This is a genomic window from Desulfosporosinus sp. FKB, from assembly GCF_002196705.1.
Taxonomy (GTDB): domain Bacteria; phylum Bacillota; class Desulfitobacteriia; order Desulfitobacteriales; family Desulfitobacteriaceae; genus Desulfosporosinus.
Genome location: NZ_NADJ01000032.1, coordinates 82,182 through 104,739 on the forward strand (window position 1 = coordinate 82,182; position 22,558 = coordinate 104,739).

The 22,558-nt window shown below is 43.4% G+C and carries 25 protein-coding genes and 1 riboswitch; of the genes, 21 read left to right on the top strand and 4 right to left on the bottom strand.

Annotation, left to right across the window (positions count from 1 at the left end):
* Positions 1-8: 8 nt before the first annotated feature.
* Both spoIIAB and spoIIAA read right to left on the bottom strand, forming a co-directional pair.
* Positions 9-446 (bottom strand): anti-sigma F factor, encoded by a 438-nt coding sequence (gene spoIIAB / locus B5Y67_RS10730; protein ID WP_088226430.1) that lies wholly within the window; start codon positions 444-446, stop codon positions 9-11.
* The gene (spoIIAA, locus tag B5Y67_RS10735; RefSeq protein WP_047809516.1) at positions 447-791 is read right to left on the bottom strand and encodes an anti-sigma F factor antagonist; all 345 of its coding nucleotides are present in this window, start codon (positions 789-791) and stop codon (positions 447-449) included.
* Positions 792-986: 195 nt separating this feature from the next.
* Between spoIIAA and spoVAC the strand changes: the two genes are divergently transcribed.
* The 8 genes from spoVAC (at position 987) to lysA (ending at position 9,380) form a co-directional block, all read left to right on the top strand.
* Positions 987-1,454 (top strand): stage V sporulation protein AC, encoded by a 468-nt coding sequence (gene spoVAC, locus B5Y67_RS10740; protein ID WP_088226431.1) that lies wholly within the window; start codon positions 987-989, stop codon positions 1,452-1,454.
* A 65-nt stretch (positions 1,455-1,519) separates the two neighbouring features.
* Complete coding sequence (gene spoVAD, locus B5Y67_RS10745; RefSeq protein ID WP_088226432.1) at positions 1,520-2,527, top strand: stage V sporulation protein AD; 1,008 nt, start codon at positions 1,520-1,522, stop codon at positions 2,525-2,527.
* A gap of 13 nt (positions 2,528-2,540) precedes the next feature.
* Entirely contained in the window at positions 2,541-2,903 is a 363-nt protein-coding gene (gene spoVAE, locus B5Y67_RS10750) for a stage V sporulation protein AE (protein WP_088226433.1), read from the top strand.
* A 47-nt stretch (positions 2,904-2,950) separates the two neighbouring features.
* Positions 2,951-4,447, top strand: coding sequence for a spore germination protein (locus B5Y67_RS10755; protein WP_088226434.1), 1,497 nt, complete (start codon positions 2,951-2,953; stop codon positions 4,445-4,447).
* Positions 4,448-4,469: 22 nt separating this feature from the next.
* Complete coding sequence (locus B5Y67_RS10760; protein ID WP_088226435.1) at positions 4,470-5,531, top strand: acyl-CoA dehydratase activase-related protein; 1,062 nt, start codon at positions 4,470-4,472, stop codon at positions 5,529-5,531.
* On the top strand, positions 5,473-6,624 hold the full coding sequence (locus B5Y67_RS10765; protein WP_088226436.1) for an acyl-CoA dehydratase activase-related protein: 1,152 nt from the start codon (positions 5,473-5,475) through the stop codon (positions 6,622-6,624). The genes B5Y67_RS10760 and B5Y67_RS10765 overlap by 59 nt, the downstream gene beginning before the upstream one ends.
* Complete coding sequence (locus tag B5Y67_RS10770) at positions 6,611-7,633, top strand: acyl-CoA dehydratase activase (RefSeq protein WP_088226437.1); 1,023 nt, start codon at positions 6,611-6,613, stop codon at positions 7,631-7,633. The genes B5Y67_RS10765 and B5Y67_RS10770 overlap by 14 nt, the downstream gene beginning before the upstream one ends.
* A gap of 111 nt (positions 7,634-7,744) precedes the next feature.
* A riboswitch (Lysine riboswitch) is annotated at positions 7,745-7,935 on the top strand.
* A gap of 110 nt (positions 7,936-8,045) precedes the next feature.
* Positions 8,046-9,380: a diaminopimelate decarboxylase gene (gene lysA, locus B5Y67_RS10775; protein ID WP_088226496.1), complete on the top strand. Its 1,335-nt coding sequence runs from the start codon at positions 8,046-8,048 to the stop codon at positions 9,378-9,380.
* 49 nt (positions 9,381-9,429) lie between these two features.
* Here lysA and B5Y67_RS10780 read toward each other — a convergent pair whose 3' ends face one another.
* Together B5Y67_RS10780 and B5Y67_RS10785 are read right to left on the bottom strand one after the other, a co-directional pair.
* Entirely contained in the window at positions 9,430-9,795 is a 366-nt protein-coding gene (locus tag B5Y67_RS10780; protein ID WP_242975932.1) for a hypothetical protein, read from the bottom strand.
* Between the two features lie 92 nt (positions 9,796-9,887).
* Positions 9,888-10,187, bottom strand: coding sequence for a hypothetical protein (locus B5Y67_RS10785; protein ID WP_140419086.1), 300 nt, complete (start codon positions 10,185-10,187; stop codon positions 9,888-9,890).
* A gap of 171 nt (positions 10,188-10,358) precedes the next feature.
* On the opposite strand from B5Y67_RS10785, the gene B5Y67_RS10790 reads away from it, so the two are divergent.
* The 13 genes from B5Y67_RS10790 (at position 10,359) to B5Y67_RS10850 (ending at position 22,498) form a co-directional block, all read left to right on the top strand.
* Entirely contained in the window at positions 10,359-11,441 is a 1,083-nt protein-coding gene (locus B5Y67_RS10790; RefSeq protein WP_088226439.1) for an LCP family protein, read from the top strand.
* Positions 11,442-11,628: 187 nt separating this feature from the next.
* On the top strand, positions 11,629-11,970 hold the full coding sequence (locus B5Y67_RS10795) for a hypothetical protein (RefSeq protein ID WP_088226440.1): 342 nt from the start codon (positions 11,629-11,631) through the stop codon (positions 11,968-11,970).
* 181 nt (positions 11,971-12,151) lie between these two features.
* Positions 12,152-14,701 carry a CBS domain-containing protein gene (locus B5Y67_RS10800; protein ID WP_088226441.1) on the top strand — a complete coding sequence of 850 codons (2,550 nt, stop codon included), beginning with the start codon at positions 12,152-12,154 and terminating at the stop codon, positions 14,699-14,701.
* A 61-nt stretch (positions 14,702-14,762) separates the two neighbouring features.
* Complete coding sequence (locus B5Y67_RS10805; protein ID WP_088226498.1) at positions 14,763-15,380, top strand: site-2 protease family protein; 618 nt, start codon at positions 14,763-14,765, stop codon at positions 15,378-15,380.
* 42 nt (positions 15,381-15,422) lie between these two features.
* Entirely contained in the window at positions 15,423-16,397 is a 975-nt protein-coding gene (gene trpS, locus B5Y67_RS10810) for a tryptophan--tRNA ligase (protein ID WP_088226442.1), read from the top strand.
* A complete protein-coding gene (locus tag B5Y67_RS10815) occupies positions 16,398-17,165 on the top strand; it encodes a segregation/condensation protein A (protein WP_088226443.1) in 768 nt (255 codons plus the stop codon).
* Positions 17,166-17,170: 5 nt separating this feature from the next.
* Positions 17,171-17,734 (top strand): SMC-Scp complex subunit ScpB, encoded by a 564-nt coding sequence (gene scpB / locus B5Y67_RS10820; protein WP_088226444.1) that lies wholly within the window; start codon positions 17,171-17,173, stop codon positions 17,732-17,734.
* A 49-nt stretch (positions 17,735-17,783) separates the two neighbouring features.
* A complete protein-coding gene (gene thpR / locus B5Y67_RS10825) occupies positions 17,784-18,326 on the top strand; it encodes an RNA 2',3'-cyclic phosphodiesterase (RefSeq protein WP_088226445.1) in 543 nt (180 codons plus the stop codon).
* Positions 18,327-18,355: 29 nt separating this feature from the next.
* Complete coding sequence (locus B5Y67_RS10830) at positions 18,356-20,197, top strand: ABC-F family ATP-binding cassette domain-containing protein (protein WP_088226446.1); 1,842 nt, start codon at positions 18,356-18,358, stop codon at positions 20,195-20,197.
* Positions 20,198-20,260: 63 nt separating this feature from the next.
* Entirely contained in the window at positions 20,261-20,920 is a 660-nt protein-coding gene (gene ytaF / locus B5Y67_RS10835; protein ID WP_088226447.1) for a sporulation membrane protein YtaF, read from the top strand.
* Between the two features lie 11 nt (positions 20,921-20,931).
* A complete protein-coding gene (gene coaE, locus B5Y67_RS10840; RefSeq protein WP_088226448.1) occupies positions 20,932-21,543 on the top strand; it encodes a dephospho-CoA kinase in 612 nt (203 codons plus the stop codon).
* Positions 21,544-21,585: 42 nt separating this feature from the next.
* Positions 21,586-22,164 (top strand): lytic transglycosylase domain-containing protein, encoded by a 579-nt coding sequence (locus B5Y67_RS10845; protein WP_088226449.1) that lies wholly within the window; start codon positions 21,586-21,588, stop codon positions 22,162-22,164.
* A gap of 55 nt (positions 22,165-22,219) precedes the next feature.
* Positions 22,220-22,498, top strand: coding sequence for a metal-sensitive transcriptional regulator (locus B5Y67_RS10850; RefSeq protein WP_088226450.1), 279 nt, complete (start codon positions 22,220-22,222; stop codon positions 22,496-22,498).
* The last annotated feature ends 60 nt before the right edge of the window (positions 22,499-22,558 follow it).

A 22,558-nucleotide genomic window follows, 5' to 3' on the forward strand; every position in this document is an offset into this window, starting at 1 on the left:
CGGCCCCCCTAATGAGAAGCATTGGAGGATTGTTTCAGCTGCTTCTTCATAGTTACAGTTGTTCCGATATCAATGGTTGAGTCAACCTGCAGGTCATCCATAAATGACTGCATAAAGACGAATCCCAGACCCATGCGTTCCGGATCAGTACTAAAGGCAGGCTGCATAGCTTGCTCAACATTCGAAATTCCATATCCTTCATCTTTAACAACAATCTTAAGGGCATCATCCATTACCTCTAATTCGAGATAGACAACATGATTAGCGTCGTTGCGGTAACCATGGATGATGGCATTGGAAACCGCTTCAGAAACCGCAACTTTAAGTTCTTCAATGTCATTAAGAGACAGATCTAATTGGGCTCCGACGGAAGCTATTAGCAACCTCGCAATTCCTACATTTTCAGCGATACTCGAAAAAGTAAGGGCTAATTGATTTGATTTCATCTATGCTCTCCTTCCTTCCTCATAGGCATGGGTCTCATCATCATAAAAGTTAATGATTTTCGGTAAGCCTGACAGTTCCATGATTTTGTAAACATTCGGAGGTACATTGGTAATTTTTAGTTTTCCGCCTAAGGAGAGTAACTTTTTATATCTGCCTAAAATAACACCTAATCCGGAACTATCAATAAATTGAACGTTTTGAAGATTGAGAATTACTGTTCGAATCCCCCTTTTCTCAATTTCTATGTCTATAGCTTGCCTTACAAGATCCGATGTGTGCATATCCAGTTCTCCGTCTAAACGTAAGAACAGGGTAAGGCGCTCTATCTTTTTTTCAAGGTTCAAGTCCATCCCCCCTAAAATGTGTTTGAAAATAAAGGTAAAGAATGTTTTCGCTCAATAGCCATAATTTTCCTGCGTGCTTTTTATAGTATTCTTGGCAAGCTCTGTCGAAATATCTGCATAAAAATGGAAATAGTAAGTATAATTTACTCTGTTTTCATTAATAATACAAATTAGTCTATAAAGGGAGGGAGCTGAATGCCTAATCAAACGCTGCGCAAACCCGCCATTTCAATCTCACCTGAAGAATACAAAGCACTAGCGCAAAAATACACTCCTAAACCAACGTTTACTAAAAATATTTTGAGGGCTTTTTTTGTTGGCGGTCTGATTTGTGCTTTGGGACAAGTGATTATAAATATTTTTTCCGGTATTGGGTTAACTCCGAAAGAGGCCTCAAATGCTGGCACTGCCGCGATGATTTTCTTAGGCTCCCTGCTCACGGGGCTTGGAGTTTATGATGAGATTGGAAAATTTGGGGGAGCCGGCTCTATTATTCCTGTCACAGGTTTTGCCAATTCTATTGTTTCACCGGCGATGGAATTCAAACGCGAAGGATATGTTCAGGGAGTAGGGGCGAAGTTGTTTACCGTTGCAGGTCCTGTCCTCGTATATGGTATTGCGGCCTCCATCATTATTGGCGTCTTAGCTTATTTTTTGCATTAAGACAAGAGAGTAATTGCTTTATGAAGCTTTGGAATCTTGGACATGAATGGGGATGAACACATGACATGGGTTTAAAAAGAGCGGGTAATCAGACGGTCCTGTTTGACAATCCGCCGGTTATTTTATCATCTTATGCTGTCGTTGGGCCTAAAGAAGGAAAAGGCCCCCTTGGCAAAACCTTTAACTCTATTTGGCAGGATCAGCTGAACGGTGAAAAAACTTGGGAATTGGCAGAGAGCAAGATGCTTCAAGAAGCCTTGCAAGGGAGCGTCAAACAAGCAGGGATCGGAAAAGAACAAATTGACTTTATGTTAGCTGGTGACTTACTGAATCAGATTGTTTCTTCGAATTTTGCAGCTCGGCTAATGGCCTTACCCTTCATTGGAGTATATGGAGCATGTTCTACCATGGCCTTAAGTTTGGCCTTAGGCAGTATGCTGATTGATGGCGGATTTGCTGAACATGTGCTGGTGGGAGTTTCAAGTCATCATGACACGGCAGAGCGCCAATTTCGTGCCCCAACGGAACAGGGGACACAAAGGGCTATGAGTGCTCAATGGACTGTTACTGGAGCAGGAAGTGTTCTCCTGGGCAAAAAGGGAGGCGGACCAAGAATTACTTCAGCAACGATTGGAAGAGTTATTGATTATGGAGAGACCGATGCTAGCAATATGGGTTCCGCAATGGCTCCGGCAGTCGCCGATACGATTCTTAATCATTTTCATGATTTACAGTGTACAGGGCAGGACTATGATCACATAGCTTCTGGGGATTTAGGAACTGTTGGTTTAGCTCTGGCCTGTGAGGTTCTTAAACAAAGCGGTGTTGATACGGGGACGGAATTTACAGATTGTGGCGTTAGGATTTTCGATTCAACTCAGGATGTTCATGCCGGCGGCAGCGGATGTGCTTGTTCTGCCGTTGTTTTCGCCGGGGATTTGATGCAGAAGTTAAAGGCTAGAGCCTTAAAACGAGTTTTGCTTATAGGCAGCGGGGCCTTACACAGTCCAACTTCTGCGCTGCAGGGCGAATCGATCCCTGGGATAGGTCATGCCGTTGCTATTGAAGCATGAAAGGAGTCTTCAGATGTTTCATTTGATATTCCCAGCCTTTATCGTTGGTGGACTGATCTGTGTTATCGGGCAGTTAATGATGGATTTAACGAAACCATCCTTTACACCTGCTCATGTCTTGGTATCGTTTGTCACAGGGGGAGCTGTCTTGGGAGCTTTAGGTGTATATGAACCTCTGGTTAAGTTTGCCGGAGCCGGAGCGACGATCCCTTTATCTGGATTTGGTTATAGTTTAGCTAAAGGCTCTATTGAGGCTGTTGAAAAACGGGGTCTAATAGGCGCCTTGTCAGGCGGCGTCGAGGCAACGGCGGTCGGAATTGCCGCTGCTGTATTTTTTGGCTATTTGATGTCTGTAACCTTTAACCCTAAGGGATAGGTCCTTTTCCTTCGACTATAAAAATTTCAAGATAAAGGGAGGTCAGTATGAGCAATAATTCAAGTGAAAAAAACGTTCCTGTAAGTAAAAATTACCAAGAAAATGTTAATTACTTAAATCAGGAATTAGGAGTCCCGGATAGTTTTGACATTGTAGTTCGGGAGATGTCGATCGGCGGTAAAAAAGTAGCAATTTATTCCGTCAATGGCATGGTTGACACTCATGTTGCCAGTTATATTCTTGATGCCTTGATTGACTTAGAACGCTCTGATCTTATCGTCAATGCCCTGGACAAATTGGTGAAAGGCCGAATTGTCAATTTACAAGTTACAGAAGTTGAAACAATGGACAAGGTATTCTATTTTGTTTTGTCGGGTCCCATGGCAATTTTTGTTGAAGGGCAAGAAAAGGCAATTATCGTAGATTTAAGAACTTATCCTGCCCGTCAGCCCCAAGAACCGGATATCGAACGTGTTACCCGAGGATCACGTGATGGATTTGTTGAGACACTGGTGATGAACACTGCCTTAATTCGCAGGCGTTTGCGTGACCCAAAACTGCGCATGAAATTGGTGCAGGTTGGAGGAAGATCGAAAACCGATGTCTGTATTGCCTATATCGAGGATATAACTAATCCGGAGATGGTTCGAAAAATCCAAGAAGATTTGCAAGCGATTAAAATTGATGGGATTCCTATGGCTGAAAAAAGCGTTGAAGAATTTATTCTCGGGAGCAAATTTTGGAATCCTTATCCCCGGGTCAGGTATACAGAACGTCCGGATGTGGCAGCTATTCATTTACTGGAAGGGCACGTTGTTATTCTTGTCGATACGTCTCCATCGGTTATTACGGCGCCAGCAACCTTTTGGAGTCATCTCCAGCATGCAGAAGAATATCGGCAGGAACCCATTGTTGGCGCTTATCTGCGCTGGATACGGTTCGCCGGGGTATTCGCCGCCTTATTTCTCCTTCCGCTTTGGCTGGGAGCAGCTCTAAACCCTCAATTACTACCGAAAGGACTTCAGTTTATCGGAGTTTCCAAGCCAGCAAAAATTGGTCTTTTTCCCCAAGTGGTATTTGCCGAATTTGGCGTAGATCTTTTACGAATGGCCGCCGTTCACACTCCGGCCCCCTTAGCGACAGCCTTAGGCTTGATTGCTGCCTTTATGCTCGGAGATATCGCTGTTAAAGTGGGGATGTTTTCTCCGGAGGTAATTCTCTACGTTGCCGTAGCGACAGTGGCCACTTTTGCAACTCCGAGTTTCGAGCTGGGTTTAGCCAATCGGTTGGCGCGTTTATTCATTATCGTTCTGACAGGCCTCTTTAATTTTTGGGGATTTTTGGCCGGAACGTTACTCGTAATCTTTCTACTCTGGAGAACCAGATCCTTCGGTGTTCCATATCTCTGGCCCCTGCTGCCCTTAAATTTCAAAGCCATGGGCACCGTTTTGGTTCGGTCGCCGGTTCCCATTAAGAACACACGCCCAAGTATTTTAAAACCTCAGGATCCAATCAGGCAGCCAGAGGGTAAAACAAAAAAATGATTAAAGAAAGGATGCCAAGAGAGTGAAAATAGGGTTTCCGCGTGCTCTTTTTTATTATGATTATTTCCCTTTTTGGGCTGGCTTCTTTTATCATCTTGGCATAGAGGTGGAAACATCCCCTCCGACGCAGCGTCAGATTATGGAGGACGGCCTTAAGAAAACCAGCGATGAAACGTGTTTGCCGCTAAAGCTACTAGCTGGGCATATTCAGGCCCTAAAGGATGTTGACGCCATTTTTCTGCCTCGAATGGTAAGTATGGAAGAAAATACTTATAACTGTCCCAAGTTTCTTGGAATTCCTGAAAGTCTTCTTTCTGCAGTTCCCCCCGAGATTCCTGTTCTAAGTGCAGTGATCAATTGGCGAAAGGGTCAGCGTCAAGTTCTTAAAGATCTGCGGATTTTGGGAATGCAGCTTGGCAAAAGCGGGGCAGAGATTCATAGAGCGTTTCTGGAGGGGCACGAATGGCAGCAGCATTACCAGGACTCTCGAGGGGGAGAATGGGATTTTGAAGAAAAAATGAGGGAAATAGAGTATGTTACGAGACAGACAACAAAAACAAGACCCCAAAATTTCTCGGTGCAGCTCAGCGAGAACCATCAGAATTGCCAAAAGGACTTAAAAATCACCTTAATTGGCCATTCCTATCTTGTCCAGGAATGCTATGCCAATCTAAATCTTCTCCAACGCCTGAGAGAACATGCGGAGGTGAATCTCATCCAACATGTTGAACGGGAAGACGTTGAAGCGCATCTTTCGGGATTACGCAAGAAACTTTTTTGGAGCCATGCTAAACAAATTTATGGTGCCGGGAATAAATTCGTCGAAGATCCAACAGTTGACGGGATCATTTATTTAACTTGCTTCGGCTGTGGTACCGATTCAATGGTGCAAGAATTATTGGCTCAAAGAGTTAGGAAGCACCATAAGCCTTATATGGTGATAACCCTCGACGAACATACCGGCGAAGCGGGATTAGTAACTCGCCTGGAAGCCTTTCTGGATATGGTTGAAAGGAGGAAGGTTCGTGAAGGTTACGTTTCCGCATATGGGGAATGCTTGGATAGTCATTCAAACACTCTTTGAATCTTTAAATATTGAGGTCGTTGTACCTCCTATGAACAGCAAACAAACATTAACCTTAGGCGCAAAGTTAGCCCCCGAAGCTGCCTGTTTGCCTTTGAAATTAAATCTAGGCAATTATATTGAAGCAGTTCGAGATGGTGCTGATACAATTGTTATTACCGGGGGAATTGGCCCCTGCCGCTTTGGCTATTATGGAGAGATTGAACGGCAAATCCTCAGAGAAGCAGGGTATCATTTTGATGTCGTGACCTTAGAGCCGCCGGATGGCAGTCTAAGGGGACTGGCGCAGCGAATTCGGTATTTAGCCGGGGAGAAAAATTCTTGGGCTTCAATTCTCAAAGCTCTGCGCTTTGCTTACCTTAAATGTGTTGCTCTGGATCAAGTTGAAGATATGATCCATGCCGCTAGACCAAGGCTGGCCGATTCTCAAGAAACGGAAAGGCTTTATGCTGAAGGTAAAAAACGCTTGGCTCAGGCTATGACCGTCAAAGGGATCCAAGATTCGGTTCGCTCGATACGCCAAAGCTTGCACGATCACCAAATGGCTGGTGATAAGAATGCCGATAAGTTTCAGAAGCCTTTGCGTATTGGAATTATCGGTGAAATATACACGATTTTAGATCCCTTTACTTCCGTGGGGATAGAGGAAGAATTAGGACGTCTGGGAGTAGAAGTAGATCGGTCAATTTATCTTTCGGGGTGGGTAGGAAATCATATTTTTCAAGGACTTGCTCCTGGTTACCGTTCAATTCGTTCCTATCCAAGTCATGCCAAACCTTTTTTGTCTCATTTTGTTGGAGGGCATGGTCAAGAGACTGTTGGAGCTGCAGTTAAATTCGCGAGGGAAGGTTTTGACGGGATTATTCAGCTTTTCCCCCTTTCTTGTATGCCTGAGATAGTGGCAGCCAGCGTATTGCCAAGAGTCCAAGAAACCTATCAAGTTCCCATTATGACGCTTATCGTTGACGAGCATACTGGGCACGCTGGAATACAAACACGTTTGGAGGCCTTTGTGGATTTATTGGAAAGACCCAGCCTCAAAGACATTTCAGAAACTTCTAGAGAGGGTGTGTCGGTAGTTGGGGAACGATAACTATTATTTAGGCGCTGATGTCGGATCTGTCAGCACAAATTTAGTGTTGCTCAGTGAAAAAAATGAAGTGGCTTTAACTCTCTATCTGCGAACTCAAGGACGGCCTATGCAAACGATCCAGGAAGGAATTAAGGTTTTGAGGTCAAAGATTGGAAAATCTGCCAAAATAATCGGGGTAGGAACAACAGGCAGCGCTCGTCAGCTAGCGGCAACGTTATTAGGTGCGGATGTCATTAAAAATGAAATTACTGCTCACGCTGTAGCCGCCTCCAGAGTTAATCCTTCAGTTCAGACCATTCTGGAAATCGGAGGTCAGGATTCTAAAATTATTATCCTTCGTGATGGGGTTGTTTCTGATTTTGCCATGAATACCGTTTGTGCCGCAGGAACCGGCTCATTTCTTGATCAGCAAGCGGCCAGACTTGGTATACCCATTGAGGAGTTTGGTCAGCTAGCCCTTGAAGCTGCAAGTCCCATTAAAATTGCCGGGAGGTGCTCAGTCTTTGCCGAATCAGATATGATTCACAAACAGCAGCTGGGGCATGCACTGCCGGATATTTTGGCCGGACTCTGCCAAGCGATGGTTCGCAATTATTTAAATAATGTAGGCAAGAACAAGGATATACGAGGGCCAATTTTCTTCCAAGGGGGTGTGGCTGCCAATCCTGGTATTCGCAAAGCCTTTGAAGAGGAGCTTGGCCAACCCATTATAGTCCCGGAACATTTTGGTGTGATGGGCGCTCTGGGAGCTGCTTATTTAGCACAGGAAAAGGTAGGAAGACAATCAGAATTACGGACAAGGTTCCGAGGGCTACAATTGGGTGAAATCCAGTTTAATGCTCGAAGTTTCGAATGTTCCGGTTGTGCCAATCGCTGCGAAGTTGTTGAGATTCTGCAGGAAGGATCAATTTTGGCGCGCTGGGGAGATCGCTGTGGAAAATGGGCCAACGCTGTTGGCAAGGGTACATATAAGGGCAAATCCCAAGAAGGCGAGCAACAAGGAGCATAAAAGAATAGTAAGAGCCCAAAATATTTCCAAGAGAATTTCTGTAAAAATATTTTGACCTTCCATTAGAAGTTTGGTATACTGAAAAAAATTTCATATGCCTCATCTCTTTGGAGGTGTGGTAGAGGCGCGAATGACATAAGTACTATGGAAAAGGTTGCGGCAACTGATGAGACCATAGAAAAGGGGATTTCGCCGAAGCGCAAAAAGCAGCGTGATTTTTGTTGCTGGTTCTACAGTCAACAACTGTGGGACTGTCATATGATAGTTTTATGAAGACTATCGTATGGAGAACTACTCCCAACAGGAGAAGAGGGTCAATGTTAACGTGCAGTTGTACGGCAGCAGAGGACCTCCTTCTGTTGCCGTTTGTATTTTATTAACTAGAGAAGGAAAAGTAATAGGAGGAGAGAATATGAGGCTGCACGGTACTCAACGAGTTAATGAACAGGGACATTTGGAAATAGGTGGGTGTGACACCATATCATTGGCGCAGGAATTTGGCACACCTCTTTATATTATGGATGAGGCCCATATTCGGGAAATATGCAGACGATATTATCTATCCTTTATTCAAGGAATGAAAAATGCCGAGGTAATTTATGCTTCTAAAGCGTTTTCCACCCTGGCTATGTGTCGAATCGTAAACCAAGAGGGATTAGGGCTGGATGTTGTCTCGGGCGGAGAACTGCATACTGCTCTGCAGGCAGAATTTCCTGCTGAGCGTATCTATTTTCATGGTAATAACAAATCTGCTGTAGAATTGGCAATGGCCATTAAGGCCGGCGTTGGACGTATTGTTGTTGATAATTTTTATGAAATGAGTCTTCTCAACGAATTGGCCGAAGAATTGCATGAATCGGTCAGCATACTTCTGCGCGTGACCCCTGGCATTGAAGCCCATACTCATGAATACATTCAGACAGGACAAATCGATTCCAAGTTTGGATTCACCCTTGCGAACGGAACCGCTGACCGGGCTTTGGATTTGGCATTATCCTCTTCCAACCTTGTTGTCAAAGGAATTCATGCCCATATCGGGTCGCAAATATTTGAATTGGAGTCCTTTAGTCACGAAGTCCAGATTATGATTCAGTACATGGCAGATATTCACAAACGGACCGGGTACCTTTTGGAGGAATTGAACTTAGGCGGAGGATTTGGAATTTACTACGCTTCAGGTGATGAACCTGCACAGATTGAGGACTATGCCAAAACTGTGCAAAATGCTCTTGAAAATGCCTGTCAAGATTATCAATTTCCAATTCCTAAAATTATCATTGAACCCGGACGTTCTATTGTCGGAACGGCGGGTACTACCCTCTATACGATTGGGTCAATTAAAGAAATTCCCGGGATACGTAAATATGTTGCTGTTGACGGGGGCATGGCGGATAACCCGCGTCCGGCTCTCTATCAAGCACGCTATGAAGCTGTCTTGGCAAATCGTGCCAGTGAAGAGACAGCTGAGGAGGTTTCAATTACAGGGAAGTGTTGCGAGTCCGGCGATATGTTAATTTGGGATATTAATCTGCCCAAAGTTGAATCAGGTGATCTGTTAGCGGTATCTTGTACCGGTGCTTATAATTACTCGATGTCTTCCAATTACAATCGTCTTGCCCGGCCTGCTGTTGTCTTGGTTGAAGGCGGCAAGGGTGATGTGATTGTGAAACGTGAAACATATCGTGATTTATTGAGAAATGATGTTCTCCCCGAACGTTTAACCCACTTGCCTATAGCAAGCCGCTAGGACTGAAGAAAGGATCCGTGTACGTTAATTCGTATCCGGGTCCTTATCACTAATATCCTTTTTGAGGTCGGACTAAGGTTAAATCAAGGGCAACTAAAATAAGAATGGCAATCAAAATTAGGGTCAGACCATTGGGAGAAACGGGCCTTGAGTAAGCGTTATCAGGAACTAGAACAGGGGGATAACCTAAAGGCAGCGGCGGTATGCTTCCTAAGACAGGAGGCCCGTAAGGATAAGATTGATAGTAAGAGGGTGAAGGTGTTGGAAGGGGGAAAGAGGGTTGGAAGTTATTAGAATAGGGTAAATAATTTTGTTGAGTCAAATAGTGATTAGGTTTTAAGATGAGATTGTTTTGATGAAAGAGTAAGGGGGCTCTCGTTACAGGTCCATAGATACGGGCGTTGCCAGGGTTCAATTCTGTTCCCCCTTTCCGATAAATTCACCCGTTGTAATTGTTTTTAATCAGGTATGCTGGGGTGTGACATGAAGTGTCACACCCCTCTTCTTTTACTCTTGAGATTGTGAAGGGTTTAGATTCTGGCCTTCAAAATGATGGCCGCCTTTGTGGAAAAGTCGAACCGATTCATGCTCTGGAGACCAGGCTTCATTTTCGTAGAGGAACTCCGGAGGCGCTGACTGAGCGTGTAACAATTTACTTCTAATACTACCTGATGCTTTAGGCTGATAATCATTGGCTTGTGGTTCTTCTTCAAATGTTGTATTTTCGCGTATCTCCAGTGAAGCATTCTCGTCCGAAGTTGAAGCAGAAGAAAGGGATCTTAAGAATAGTCGTTTTAGAATTACCATAACTATACACCTCTCAATGGCAGTATATGTATTACCTTGTTTGATGTACCAAGTGAACTGGATTAAAATATATAAATTGCTAAATATTACATTTTGCATAAAGAATATTTCCAAGGAGTTTGTTTGATCCTAGGAAGTAGAATACATAAAGTTTTTGTGAGGTGGACTCGGGTGCAGAGAAACAAATTCGGATTATTAATCCGAGTCTGCAAAGGATATTGCCTGCTTTTTTTGTTTGGAATAGTTCTCGGAGCAAGTTTTGTTTTAGGTCCGTTAATTTTTAGTCACATTTCTAATGAACAACGGCCTCTGCAGGCAGCAGAACCCAAAGAAAACAATTCCTCGTTAGAAAAAAACAATCAAGATTTCACTTCACAAGACGTTCAAGGTCAGCCGGATTCAGAGCCTAAGTCAGATTTAAGCCCTAATCTTACCCCTGAATTAAACTCTTCACCTCAGGTATCCTCCTCTCTAACCGATAATCGGATGACGATCCTTTTAGTGGGATTGGATCGCCGCCCTAATGAAAAATCGTTAAGTAATACGGATACTCTTATTGTTGCCAGCGTCGATATCCAGAGCGGGAAAGTTGCTCTCGTTTCGATACCTCGCGATACCCAAGTCGTTATCCCGGGGTACGGTATGAATAAGATCAACGCCGCAGCTCGAATCGGCAATGGACTTAAGACAACGTCAGAAATCATTGAGCAGTTAATTGGCCAAAGAATTGATGGTTATGTGCTGACGAATTTCGCGGGATTTAAGGAAATCATAAATACTTTGGGAGGCATCACGGTAAATGTTGAAAAGGATATGTATTATGTAACTGGAGACAAAACAGATGGACTTATTAATCTCAAGAAGGGGATTCAGCGTTTAAATGGGAACCAGGCTTTACAATATGCCAGGTTTCGTCAGGATGCTTTAGCCGATATTTCCAGGACCTCGCGTCAACAGGCTGTCTTGAAAGCGTTAGGGAAGGAATTCTTTCAAGTTCAGACGATTCCCAAGTTACCTCAGTTAATCCCTCAACTGATGAAATCAGTGGAGACCAATCTCTCCATCAGCAAAATATGGGCCTTATCCAATGTTCTACTCCGTACCGGAACCCCCAAAATATCTTCGCAGACATTACCGGGAGACTTCTTAACAGAAGATGGAATTAGCTATTGGAAAGTTGATCCCCAGAGATCCCAGGCTGTTGTCCGACGATTATTGACAGAAGGAAAGACATCCTCAGTATTTTTTAAATAAGAAGAGATGTTGCAAAGAAGTATTTGTAACATCTCCTTTAATGTTTTAGGGATTGATTATTGAAAGCTTAGGAAAAGGTGAATCATTAATGATGACTCTCCGCTGACTAAGGAAAATCTTGTGATTTTCGCTAAATGGAGATATACTATTTAAGTTATTAGAAGGCGAATAATTTGGAGGGTGGATATTGGAGAAGCTATTTGATAAGTTGAAAGAATATTTACACATGGATACAGAAATATCCTTTGAAGAATTTACGGAGTATTATCGAAATTTGATCGCCGAACTTAACCAAACCTTTAACGACATGGACAAGGATAATCGCCTTAAAGCACTTTATATTTGTTCTATAGTTCAGTCTAATTCAGATGCAAGGACTAAAACAAATAAATCAAATGCGAAAGCTTATAAAAAAATTAGTGCTAAATGTGCTTTCTGGGCTGATGCGATAAAATTCCATTTAGGTAAAGACGGTCTTTCTGCTGAAGAAATTGAGAAAGCCACTGAAGAAATTAATAACAGTATTTAAGGAAATTTATAATACCATGCATTAATAAAAACTCCGCATTCCTTATGGCTGCGGAGTTTTTATATTCTATTGCTGCCATTGCGGCTTAAGCTTATGAATTAAGCAACAAGTTGCTGTCCCTGGTCTATAGATGATATAATTTAACAATGAAACTCAAAAATAAAGAATTTAGGGTGTCGATATGGATATCATTTTGGCTCATCGTCAAATCGATTTTGATGCTTTAGCATCAATGGTAGCCGCTCAAAAGCTATATCCAAGCAGTGTTTTGGTTCTGGACGGAAAGCCAAACGTTTATGTTCAGGACTTTTTAGCGTTATCCAAGGATCAGCTGAGGTTTCTTAAATCATCGGAGGTCGACATAAACGACGTTTCTAAGGTTGTTCTGGTGGATACCCATGAATTAAAGAGAGCCGGTATGCTCGGTGAGAAAATATCTCAAACTCCAGGTATCGAAGTGGAAATTTATGATCATCATCCTTACAATGGCCCCATAAAGCCCGGGATGTTTATTGATCATGTCGGATCATGTGCAACATTGCTGGTTGAAAAACTGGCAGGATTTGGCTTACCATTAAGTGCCTTTGAAGCGACATTAATTGCTATTGGGATTTACGATGATACTGGGAGCTTATTATTTGATAGTACGACGGTACGTGACGTTCGTGCTGTAGCCTATTTGCTGGAACAAGGCGCAAATCTAGGGGTTATCGCCGAATATCTGCGTAAACCTCTTACTGAAGAACAAAAAGAGCTTCTTCAGCAATTGCTTGATCACGGACAGACAGAATTTTTTGAAGGCTTGCCTGTTTATCTTGCCTATGCTGAAACGGAAGAATATGTTGGAGGACTTGCCTTGTTGGCTCATCGGGTGGGAGAACTTGAAGGCGCAGATACTTGGTTTTTGTTGGTTAGAATGGATGAGAGGGTCTATATTGTTGGCCGTTCCAGAGGAAGAGGACTGCCGGTCAACCGTTTGGTAAAGGTATTTGGGGGAGCAGGACATGAAAGAGCTGCTTCTGCAACCATTAAGGACGGCGATCTTGAGTCAATTCTAAAAAAACTGCGCTTAGCCATAAAAAGCCGCGCAACTCGTCCTCATTTAGTACGAGACATGATGAGTTATCCGGTTAAAACGGTTTCTCAGGAGACTCGTTTAGGTGAGGTTGAAAAGATTCTTCTGCGTTATGGTCATACAGGAGTTCCTGTGACTGAGGATAAGAGCTTGGTGGGAATCATTTCGCGGCGTGACGTAGAAAAAGCTGTCAGGCATGGACTTCAACATGCGCCTGTTAAAGGATTTATGACGAGAAATGTTGTGACTGTGGATTCAAATGCAACTTTAGATGAAGTTCAAAGAGTGATGGTGCAGCACGATATTGGGCGGCTGCCGGTTGTTGAAGACGGTGAATTGGTCGGTATCGTTTCCAGATCCGATGTACTGCGTTTAGTGCATGGCGGGGCAGTTCCCTTTGAAACACAACTTGTTCGCGAACGCAGCATTGCTATGCGTCAGGACATCTTAGATTTGATAGGACGATTGCCCGTTAATGTGCAAGAAATCCTTGAAGCTGTGCGGGATACAGCTCAAGAAGAAGAATGTTCTGTTTATCTTGTGGGAGGGTTTGTCAGAGATTTACAGTTATCGGTTCCTACTCAGGATTTAGACTTTGTCGTTGAGGGCAACGGAGGTCAATTTGCTCAAGCTTTAATAAAACGTTTGCCGGAAGGAAAACTAACTCAGCACGTGCAATTTGGTACAGCTCAAATTTCCTTTCCTAACGGGAGTCATTTAGATGTGGCAAGTACGCGAGTAGAGTACTACTCTTTTCCTGGTGCCCTTCCTCAAGTGGAAGAGTCCTGCTTGCGTGATGATTTATTTCGGCGTGATTTTACAATCAACTCCATGGCGATCTGCTTAAATTCTGAACGTTTTGGAGAACTCGTTGACTATTATGGCGGTAAGCGGGACTTACAACAAGGAAAAATTCGTTTTTTACACAATTTGAGTTTTATTGAGGATCCTACTCGAATGCTGCGAGCCATTCGTTTTGCCCGACGATATAACTTTAAATTAGCCAAAGAAACTTTGGAAGCTTTATTTACGGCCATTGAGACGGGAGTTCTTTTAAAGCTCAGCGTAGAGCGGTTTACGGAAGAACTGTTTATTATCTTTCGCGAAGATAACTATCTGTCAATGTGTCAGACGCTCATACGAAGCGGTTTGTTTCAAGCATGGTTTGGAGAAGACTATAGTTGGAATTTTAATAATGATGATGTGCAGGAGAGTCTTAACTGGTCCATAACCATAAGATGGTTAAGCGGCATTTCTAAAATGAGGCCTGAGGATATTGAGAAAATAATATGTCGCTTGAGCCTGAGCAAAACGCTGCGTGAAGAATCACAGATTCTTGTTCATTTGCAAAGGAAACTGCAGGAGACACTATCCTTAAGGGAATTAGATCAAGTATTGAGCAAAGTTCCTAACGGGGTTATTACTGTTTTAGAACGTGATGAGCGCTTTCATCGATCGCTTAAGGACTATCAGGAAGCAGAACATCGGATTCGCATGACCCTTGACGGAAAGGCTCTCTTACAGATGGGGTTCAAAGAAGGACCGGAAATTGGGAAAATTTTAGAACGGGTGCGAACAGCTTGGCTGGAAGGTCAAATTCATTCGCCTGAAGAAGAACAGGAAATCGTTCAACGGTGGATTGAATCCCAACGCTAGAGGAGGTAATTCTTTGTTTGGATTTGATATAACAACAATCATAGCCAATATTCCGGCCTTAATGATTGGGTTTGCTTTTCATGAGTATGCTCATGCCTGGGTGGCAGACCGTCTTGGCGATCCCACACCTCAGAGCCAAGGGCGGTTAACTATGAATCCGCTGGTACATCTTGATCTGTTCGGAACCTTGATGGCCCTTTTATACCAATTTGGCTGGGCTAAACCGGTTATGATCAATCCTCATTATTTTAAAGGCAATAAACGCCGGGGAAGAATGTTAGTTGCCTTAGCGGGGCCGGCTGCGAATTTGATTATTGCCTTTCTTACCTTGTTGGCCTGGTATATTTGCATGCACTGGCTTCATGGCTCAGAATGGAGCTATGTTATTCAAATGGTGTTTAAATCCATTGTCTTTATGAACTTGGGCCTGGGCATCTTCAATCTCTTGCCAATACCTCCGCTTGACGGATTTTCAATTCTTACCGGTATCTTACCGGAACGGCTGGCTCGATACCTCTATTTACTTGAACAATATGGCTTGATTATTTTGGTAATACTTTTATTTACAGATGCATTGAATATTGCTTTATACCCGGCAATGAATGGAATTGTTTTAATATACCAAACGATTATCACCATGATCTTAACCCCTATTTTTGGCCAGTTATGGTTGGTTTAATCGATTCATAAGCTAACGGAGATTACTAAAGGAGTGTAATGTATGAAAGGAAGAATATTGAGTGGAATGCGTCCGACAGGGGCGTTGCATATTGGGCACTTAAGTGTCATCCAAAACTGGGTTTCCCTGCAGGAAGATTATGATTGTTATTTTTCTGTTGTTGATCTGCATGCTTTGACTTCGGGGTATGAAGATAAATTAGACTTCACTCGCCTTCGCCGCGACATTGCTCTGGATTGGCTCAGCGTAGGTATTAATCCTGAGAAAAGTGCCGTTTTTATTCAGTCTGAGGTCAAAGAACACTCAGAGCTTCATTTGCTTTTATCGATGTTCACTCCTCTATCATGGTTGGAGCGTGTCCCTACCTACAAAGATCAAATTCAACAATTAAGTATGCAAGGAAAAGATTTGGGGACCTATGGATTCTTAGGCTACCCTCTTTTAATGGCAGCAGACATCTTAGTTTACAAAGCAAGTGTTGTGCCCGTTGGGGAAGATCAGCTCCCTCATGTTGAGCTTTGCCGGGAGATCGCTCGCCGGTTTAATTACCTTTATGGTTCAGTATTTCCGGAGCCGAAAGCTCTTGTGGGCAAAGTTCCCTTATTGCCAGGTGTGGACGGCCGTAAGATGAGTAAGAGCTACCATAATGCTATTTCCCTCACAGCTTCTCCTGAAGAGATTAAGACGCGAGTTCAGCAAATGATTACAGACCCGGCACGCCTTCGCAAAGATGACCCTGGTCACCCGGATGTATGTATCGTGGATAAATTTCATCAGATTTACACGCCGGAAGTGGCGGAGGTTGAAGAAAATTGCCGGGCAGGAAAAATTGGATGTGTAGCTTGCAAACGTCTTTTAGCTGAGAATTTGGAGAAGTTACTAAGCCCCTTTAGAGAGCGTCGTGTCTATTGGGAGGAACCGGGCCGGGTGGAAAAGGTCTTGGAAGAAGGCGCATTGCGTGCTCATGAAGCGGCTGCGGTGACGATGAAAGAAGTTCGAAGTGCCATGGGGCTGTAAATGGAAAGTGGTAAGAACGGTCCTCAAATAGAATTGCCCGTTTATCACGGTCCCTTGGATCTGCTCCTGACCTTAATTCAGCAGGAAAAAGTAGATATCTATGATATACCTATTGCTCGCATTGCCGATCAGTTTGTCGAAGCAGTCCGAGAAATGGAGTCTTTAGATATGGAAGTAACAACTGAGTTCCTTGTTCTGGCAGCTCAGTTGCTCTTTATGAAGTCAAGGGAACTTTTGCCAAAACCTGCAAAGAATGGACAAGATCAAGCTGAAGAGGAAGACCTGCGCCAAGAATTGGCTGAAAGGCTTGTGGCATACAGAACGTATAAGCAGGCAGCCCAGATGCTGGAAAAAATCGAAATCGCTTCAGGACGTTCCTTTGATCGAGAAATTGATGTGGAGGAATTATTAGTAGACGTCCAGCCGGAGGATCCGCTCAAAGGGATTTGCTTCGAGGATCTTTGGCGGGCCTTTTGTAAAGTTATTGAGCGAGCTGAAAAAGGGGAAGAAATTCGGGAAGTTGAGCCGGATGAAATTGCTATCGGTGTTATGCTTGCTGATGTAATGCGGCGAGTGCTTCTCCACCCCAAGGGCCTGCGTTTCACTCACTTATTGCGCAGCGGATCGCGCATGGAAATTGTTGTTTCTTTTCTTGCATTACTGGAACTGTTGAAAGCGGGTAAAGTTCGTGCTGAACAATCCGCGGTCCTCAGCGATATTATGTTATTCCCGACAGAAAAGGCATGGGAATTCATAGAAGAGGAGTAGATAAAATGCTGTTTCGGGAACCGGAAACGGCTGCCTTAGAGGCCTTATTATTTGTTGCTAAAAATCCGCTGACCTTTGATCTGCTGGAAGAAATTCTTGAGTTAGATCATTCAAAGATTGAGGAACTGCTGAATGAACTGCGAAACCGTTATTCTGCTGAGGCGTGCGGTTTAATGCTCTTAGAAATTGATGGAGGATTTAAATTGGCAACGAAACCGGAAGTTGCCCGCTATATAGAAACCCTATATAAACAACCGGCTCAAACCTTATCGAATGCGGCCTTGGAAGTTCTCTCGATTATTGCCTACAAACAACCCGTTACTCGCGGAGAAGTCGATTTCATTCGAGGGGTTCAGTCCGATCGAGCCTTGAATACGTTAGTTGAGAAAGGCCTAGTCAAAGAAGTTGGACGTAAAGATGGTCCGGGACGTCCTATTCTTTATGGAACCACGGAACAGTTCCTCCTGCATTTTGGTTTGCATTCAATCGATGATTTGCCCAATCTTGAAGTTTTTACTCTGAGTGAACGTGAAGCTGCAAGTACCCTTGAAATAGACGCTGAAACTTAAAATCACGCAGGTTTTTTACTGACCGGGCATGACGATTAGGAGAACTGTAATGAGATTATTTATTGGTATTGATATCCCGGCTGAACTAAAACACTTCCTGCTCTCGTTTCAATCAGAACTACGAGGACTGGGAGTCAATGGTTCCTGGAAATCGGCAGATAATTTTCACATTACCTTGGAATTTTTAGGGGAACTTGATCCTGAAGTAGTACCGATCATTATCGAAAGTATGTCTTTAGCCGCTGAGAACCGTAAGCCATTTAAAATAGATATTGGAGGTTTGGGCGTCTTTCCCTCATATAAACGGCCACACACTCTGTGGACCGGTGTGGGCGGAAACTTGACGGAATTGAACCAATTGCGGGAGGGGATACATGCTTTACTCGTAAACAAAAGCTTTACGTTGGAAAGTAAAAAATTCAAACCGCATATCACCTTAGCATCTCGCCCAAACCTTAAGCAAATCGACTTAAGCAGCTTGATGATCAAAAAACTGGTTGAATTTACAGTTGAAGAGGTTACTCTTTTTGAAAGCATAGTCCTACAAGGAAAGAGGACTTACAAAAGTTTGAATCATGCAAGGCTGCAGTGAGTGAGTGAATAAAGGGGCCAATATAAGAAATGAGTATTTTGTTTTGCCGGGATTGCGGTGTTGATGTTTCTGGAGATCCGTTGTTTAGACAGGTGAGTTTTGCGCTGGAAAATGGAGAAAAGGCGGCTTTAGTAGGCCCTAATGGTGCAGGAAAAACGACGTTGATTAGAGCGTGTTTAGGAGAAGTTCGTCTCGAAAGCGGCGAGACTCAAATTTTTGGCACATATGGCTACCTTCCGCAAATACCCATTATCGAGGAAGAAGGGAACGTATTTCAGTGTATGCTCCAAGAAAGAGCTGATTTGCTGGAAATGCAGAAACAACTCCGGGATTTAGAACAGAAAATGGCGCATACCCCTAGTGATAAAATCATGGAACAATACGCCATGTTGACGGAACGTTTTGAACGTCAGGGCGGATATGCTTTAGAAGCTTTAATTCGGAGGATTTTGGCCGGACTGGGTCTTGAAGGTGAAGCTAATACCCTCGTTCAGTCCTTGAGCGGAGGTCAGAAAACGAGATTAGCTTTGTCTAAACTCTTACTTCGCTCTCCGGAACTCTTGATCTTAGATGAACCTACAAATCATCTGGATGTTGCGGCTTTAGAATGGTTGGAAGGGTACTTGCGGGATTATCCAGGGGCCCTTCTTATCGTTTCCCATGATCGGTATTTTTTGGATCGTACTGTCTCAAGGGTCTTTTGCCTGGAAAATGGTAAATTAAAAAGTTACACTGGGAATTATTCCGAATTTGAACTGCAGCGTGCCATAGAAAGCAAAACGATCGGTCGCGAAGCAGAACGGTTGGAAAAAAAGATTGCCAAACTTGAAGAATATGTCCGCAGAAATAAAGCAGGAGTTAATTCAAAGCAAGCCCGCGGACGGGAAAGTCAGCTGAATAAGCTAAAGCCTATCGCTGTAGAGCACTCTGACCATAAGCTTTCAATTTCCCTAGGAAATGCAGGCCGCAGCGGGGATCGAGTATTGCTTTTGGAAGATGTTACGATTAACTTTGAGAATAGAACTTTGTTTCAGCATGTTCAATTGGACCTCCGGCGCGGGGACAAAGTCGCTTTATTGGGTAAAAATGGGGTGGGAAAAACTACACTTTTAAAAGGAATTCTGCGCCAAATTCCCTGCCAAGGAACTATTCGGTTAGGGGCTAATGTTAAAGTAGCCTACTATTCTCAAGAACATGAGAACTTAGGCAACGCTGGGACTGTAATGGACGAAATCCGTACTGTCTCAAATTTAAAGGACCCGGAAATTAGAAATCTTCTGGCTCGGTATGGCTTTAGAAACGACGATGTTTTTAAGCTTGCAGCTGTACTAAGCGGAGGTGAAAAAAGCCGCTTGGCCTTATGTAAATTATTCCTGGAACAGGGAAATTTGTTGTTGCTGGACGAACCAACAAATCACTTGGATATGGACACTCGAGGTTTGTTGGAAGAAGCGTTGCAGGAATACGAAGGTACGGTCCTTGTCGTCTCCCATGATCGTTACTTTTTAGATAAGGTGGTTCAAAAGATTGCGGAATTAACCCCTCAGGGTCTGACAATATTCGAGGGTGATTATACAAACTATCGGGAATCAAAACAAGAAGAAGACTCCTTCGTTGTTACGAAGGAAAAAAATGTTAGGTCCGGCTCTCAAGAGCAGCAAGAAAACCGTAATCTAGCGCGTGAGAAAAAGCGGCTTAAACAATTAGAGAAAGATATAGAAGAGTTAGAAGAAACACTTGGGAGGCTAGAAGGTGAACTTGCTTCTGCCGGGAACAATTATGAATTGGCAATGAGCCTTCATGAGGACTATGAAAGGGTGAAAAAACATAGGGATAGTGTACTGGAGGAATGGATCGCGGGGAGCGATTGATTTCACCAATTAACCCATCTGCCCATATATTATCCTGAAGTCGCAAGGTGGAGGGATACATATATGGGAGTAGCTTTACTTATGGCTGTAGCATTAAGCTTAGATGGCTTTGGGGTCGGTTTGGCATATGGACTGCGCCGTATTCGCATACCGTTTGGTTCATTAATCGTTATAGCCATGTGTACTGTTTTGGCTATGGGTATATCGATGCTCTTTGGAAGTATCGTTAAACTTTGGCTCACCTTTTTTCCGGCAAGGATGTTGGGGGCTCTGATTTTATTGGCTCTGGGAGTTTTTCAGCTGGGCAGAGCAATAATCAATCGTAATCATGAGCAATTGCCTGAGGCAGTTCCAGCGATAGCTGTTATTGAGGAAAAACCTGCCGCAGAACCGGAGTTTCGCTTTCAATTGGAATTTTTAGGATTTGTGATCCAAGTACTTAAGACTCCGCAAATTGCTGATGTGGACGGGTCAGGCGGAATCAGTCTCAAAGAGAGTTTTTTGTTGGGAAGTGCCTTGGCTATGGATGCTTTTGCCAGTGGTATTGGAGCCGCAATGGCAGGAATGACAGTGTCTGTTATTGGCGTTGTTGCTTTGACCCAGATTTTTATGTTATGTTTAGGCCAGCAAATGGCCGGCAAAGTCCCTGAGAATTGGATCAGCAAAGCAGAATTTTTGCCGGGGACTGTTTTAATCCTAGTCGGATTGGGCAAATTGATTTGAGGTGAGCTTTTTTGTTAACAATCGGCTTGACTGGTGGTATTGGCAGCGGAAAGTCAACAGTTTCTCAGTGGTTTGAAACCCAGGGGGTTTCGATAGTTGACGCGGATAAAACCGTACACCGTTTGTTAGAATCGGATGTTAACTTAATTTCGAAGCTAGTAGAAACGTTTGGCCCTGAAATCACGGGGAACCAAGGGGAAATTGAGCGCAGGAAACTGGGAAAATTGGTATTTGATGACAAACAAGCCCGAAACGCTCTTGAAGAACTTATTCATCCTCGAGTACTTGCAACTATGAAGAATGAACGAGAAAATCTGGAAAATTCGGGCGCAAAGGTTTGTGTGTGGGACGTTCCTTTGCTTTTTGAAACAGGATTTGAACAATATGTTGATCAAATTTGGGTTGTCTGGGTACCTCGAGATATACAGCTTCAACGTGTGCTTAAGCGAGACAATTTAAGCCTTGGTGAAGCAGAAGCCCGAATTTCTGCCCAGGGATCGTTAGATGAAAAACGCCGGCGAGCCCATGTTGTCATTGATAATTCTGGAACTATCCAGGCAACGATAGAACAACTAAGAGAAGCTTGGAAAGAAATAAAAGAAACATATTTAAGAGGAAACTAGGATATATTCATGTAACAGTCCTAATCGAGATGAGGAGATGCGATGCTTAAAATGAAGGAAAGGATCAGAGCAAGCAAAAGGCTTCTTCTGGTCTTAATAGTCGTAATCCTTATAGGCTTTGGCCTATTGAACATACCGTCGTTTGAAAGAATTCTTTATCCCTACCCTAATCAAAAAATTGTGGAAAAATATGCAGCCGAATATGGTGTTGATCCTTTGCTCGTAGTTGCTATTATTAGGGAGGAAAGTAAGTTTCTTCCTCAATCCCAATCTCATAAAGGTGCTGTAGGCTTAATGCAGCTAATGCCTAGCACTGCCCAATCAATTGCTGAAAGCCTGGGAGATAAAAGTTATTCCAATGAAGATCTTATTAAGCCGGAGAAAAATATTCAGTATGGAACTTGGTATCTAGCCAGCTTGGAGAAGGTTTTTGACAATAATCTTGTTCTTGTGATTGCCGCCTATAATGGGGGCAGAGGACATGTTCAGGAATGGATGGAATCCGGGCAGATCGATCCTAATAATGTCCGGCAAGAAGACATTCCCTTTAAAGAGACCAGGGATTACGTGGGACGTGTCTTGAAAAGTTATCAAAAATATATTAAACTTTACCGTACATAATTTTCTGCAGCTGATAGGAGATTTCATGACGAGAAGGAAATGAGGAGAAACTACCGTGAAAGATGTGGACCAAACGGATACCAAAAAAATTATTACTCGACTTAAAACGGTGCGGGGTCATATTTCAGGGGTTGAGCGGATGATTGAAGAAGATAAACCCTGTGAGGATATACTATTGCAGCTCGTTGCTATCCGTTCGGCCGTCCAGAAAGTATCAGTGATTGTTGCTCAGCATTATGCTAATTCCTGCCTGGTTGATGCCCTCGATAAAGGAGAAAATCGTCAAGAGGTTTTAAGTAAAGCCATTGAAACCCTAATGAAATTGAATCAGTAATTACACCAGCAAATCATGCAGCCACCGGAAACTTGAGACTTCCGGTGGCTTATTTTTTGG

What these genes read in the sequence shown, in the direction of transcription:
- spoIIAB (WP_088226430.1), bottom strand. Translation starts at nt 446, where the DNA reads ATGAAATCAAATCAATTAGCCCTTACTTTTTCGAGTATCGCTGAAAAT.
- spoVAC (WP_088226431.1), top strand. Translation starts at nt 987, where the DNA reads ATGCCTAATCAAACGCTGCGCAAACCCGCCATTTCAATCTCACCTGAA.
- spoVAD (WP_088226432.1), top strand. Translation starts at nt 1,520, where the DNA reads ATGGGTTTAAAAAGAGCGGGTAATCAGACGGTCCTGTTTGACAATCCG.
- spoVAE (WP_088226433.1), top strand. Translation starts at nt 2,541, where the DNA reads ATGTTTCATTTGATATTCCCAGCCTTTATCGTTGGTGGACTGATCTGT.
- B5Y67_RS10755 (WP_088226434.1), top strand. Translation starts at nt 2,951, where the DNA reads ATGAGCAATAATTCAAGTGAAAAAAACGTTCCTGTAAGTAAAAATTAC.
- lysA (WP_088226496.1), top strand. Translation starts at nt 8,046, where the DNA reads ATGAGGCTGCACGGTACTCAACGAGTTAATGAACAGGGACATTTGGAA.
- B5Y67_RS10785 (WP_140419086.1), bottom strand. Translation starts at nt 10,187, where the DNA reads ATGGTAATTCTAAAACGACTATTCTTAAGATCCCTTTCTTCTGCTTCA.
- B5Y67_RS10800 (WP_088226441.1), top strand. Translation starts at nt 12,152, where the DNA reads ATGGATATCATTTTGGCTCATCGTCAAATCGATTTTGATGCTTTAGCA.
- B5Y67_RS10805 (WP_088226498.1), top strand. Translation starts at nt 14,763, where the DNA reads ATGATTGGGTTTGCTTTTCATGAGTATGCTCATGCCTGGGTGGCAGAC.
- trpS (WP_088226442.1), top strand. Translation starts at nt 15,423, where the DNA reads ATGAAAGGAAGAATATTGAGTGGAATGCGTCCGACAGGGGCGTTGCAT.
- B5Y67_RS10815 (WP_088226443.1), top strand. Translation starts at nt 16,398, where the DNA reads ATGGAAAGTGGTAAGAACGGTCCTCAAATAGAATTGCCCGTTTATCAC.
- scpB (WP_088226444.1), top strand. Translation starts at nt 17,171, where the DNA reads ATGCTGTTTCGGGAACCGGAAACGGCTGCCTTAGAGGCCTTATTATTT.
- thpR (WP_088226445.1), top strand. Translation starts at nt 17,784, where the DNA reads ATGAGATTATTTATTGGTATTGATATCCCGGCTGAACTAAAACACTTC.
- B5Y67_RS10830 (WP_088226446.1), top strand. Translation starts at nt 18,356, where the DNA reads ATGAGTATTTTGTTTTGCCGGGATTGCGGTGTTGATGTTTCTGGAGAT.
- ytaF (WP_088226447.1), top strand. Translation starts at nt 20,261, where the DNA reads ATGGGAGTAGCTTTACTTATGGCTGTAGCATTAAGCTTAGATGGCTTT.
- B5Y67_RS10845 (WP_088226449.1), top strand. Translation starts at nt 21,586, where the DNA reads ATGCTTAAAATGAAGGAAAGGATCAGAGCAAGCAAAAGGCTTCTTCTG.